The 2,060-nt window shown below is 55.7% G+C and carries 2 protein-coding genes; one reads left to right on the forward strand and one right to left on the reverse strand.

Annotation, left to right across the window (positions count from 1 at the left end):
* Positions 1-383 (reverse strand): glutathione S-transferase N-terminal domain-containing protein (locus tag U1739_RS20880; protein WP_332710542.1); only part of this gene is annotated, 383 nt, incomplete at its 3' end.
* Positions 384-681: 298 nt separating this feature from the next.
* Here U1739_RS20880 and U1739_RS20885 point away from each other — a divergent pair.
* Positions 682-1,817, forward strand: a protein-coding gene (locus tag U1739_RS20885) for an IS3 family transposase (RefSeq protein ID WP_332710543.1) whose coding sequence is annotated in 2 segments (ribosomal slippage) — positions 682-949 and positions 949-1,817 — 1,137 coding nt in all. Because the reading frame shifts where the segments join, the coding sequence is not laid out codon by codon here.
* Positions 1,818-2,060: the final 243 nt, after the last annotated feature.

Raw genomic sequence — 2,060 nt, forward strand, 5'->3', positions numbered from 1 at the left:
GCCTCACGGTCCTTGATGAAGGCAGAAGGCACATTATCGCCAAGACCCCCAAAGATAATCGCGACAGCTGCTTGGAATACAACTCGATCCGTCCACAGGGCGGTGGCTTGGATCAAGCCCCTGTCGCCTGTGGGGAATAGCGTCGGCTCAGGGAAACGCCGGTCGAGTTCGCGGACTATAAGCTGGCTATCGCAATAGATGTCGGCGCCTATCTGCATGACCGGAATCCGGCGGTACCCGCCTGTAAGCGCTATTAGTTCGGGCTTGGGCATGATCACTGGCTCGTCGACTGCGCCCCACGCGAGTCCCTTGATTCCAAAGCAGACCCTTATCTTTTCTGCGAAGGGCGAACTCGCGCACTGGTCTAGCAGGATTTCAGGCATTATTTTCTCCCTAGCTATCCTTCCAACCAGTAGCCGCAGGGCGGTATTATAAGCTTGAAAGTGTTATAAATTCAGAACCAGCGGCTCCGGCAGCTCAGTGTGGCGCAGTCATTAAGCTGAATCGCTTGTTATTGTGTGGGATCTTGGGGGGGGGAACACGAAACCCAGCGACCTTAGCAAACTTAAAAATTCAGGCCGTTTTCGCAACGGTTAGAGGTGGCCTGAAGAATTTGGACAATGGGATAAGTGGACATTCTGGCTGACAGCGGCGATTATTGCCGCGCATCAGGAGGTAGTAATGACGAAGCGTACACGCCGGAACCACAGCCCGGCATTCAAGGGGAAGGTCGCCCTAGCAGCGATCAAGGGGGACAGGACGCTGGCCGATTTGGCCCAGCAGTTTGATGTTCATCCCAACCAGATTACAAATTGGAAGGCGCAACTTCTGGAGGGCGTGCCATCGGTGTTTGGCTCGGAACGGACAGGAGCGTCATCGTCGCCAGCGATAGATTTGAAGACCCTGCATGCAAAGATCGGTGAGCTGACGCTGGAAAATGATTTTTTAGAAAGCGCGCTCAGCAAGTCGGGCATGCTGAGCGCAAAGCGATGATTGACCGTACCCATGAGCTGGCATTGACGCAACAGGCAAGGTTGCTGAGGTTGAGCCGAAGCAGCTTGTATTACAAGCCCTGTCCGGTGTCGCAGGCAGATATGGATATCATGCGCAGGATCGATGCACTTCATCTCGATTATCCGTTTGCCGGCAGCCGGATGCTGCGTGACCTGTTGCGTGGCGAAGGCATCGAGATTGGCCGCGAGGCCGTGCGCACGATGATGAAGCGCATGGGTATCCAAGCGATTTACCGCCGACCGAACACGTCAAAGCCAGCGCCAGGGCACAGGATCTACCCATATCTGCTTCGTACATTGCGGGTCGATCGGGCGAACCAGGTCTGGGCAATGGACATCACTTATATCCCGATGTCGCGCGGGTTTGTCTATCTGGCAGCGGTCGTGGATTGGCATACGCGCCGCGTGCTCGCCTGGCGGCTTTCGATCACGATGGAGACCGGCTTCTGCATGGAAGCAGTCGAAGAAGCGCTCGCCAAACACGGTAAACCTGAAATCTTCAACACTGATCAGGGAAGCCAGTTCACGAGCCTGGACTTTACCGGGCTGCTGAAGCAGCACGACATTGCGATCAGCATGGACGGCAAGGGAGCTTGGCGCGATAACGTCTTTGTCGAGCGGCTTTGGCGTTCGGTGAAATACGAAGAAGTGTATCTCAGGGCTTATGACAGCGTTGCCGAAGCGCGCATGTCTCTGGGCCGCTATTTCGATTTCTACAACCGCGTCCGTCCCCATTCAGCGCTGGGCCGGCAAACACCCGACCAAGCCTATTTCAACCAGGCACCGCTGGCACAAGCGGCATGAATTTCGCCGCCATTCTTGCAGCATCACTCCGGTCGGGCTATGCCCTCCCTGCGTGCCACTGCAAGAATGGCAAACACAACGGTAAGCGGCAGACATTCCACTTATCTTAGGCGGAAACCTGTTCAGACAATCCAGACCACCTCACAAGATCCCAATCGCGGCGAACGCCCTGCCCAGCCGCCGCAACACGCGACACCATAATTGAACTAAACTGGAAAAATGGTGCCCGAGGGCGGATTTGAA

The organism is Parasphingomonas puruogangriensis (assembly GCF_036663635.1).
Taxonomy (GTDB): domain Bacteria; phylum Pseudomonadota; class Alphaproteobacteria; order Sphingomonadales; family Sphingomonadaceae; genus Sphingomonas.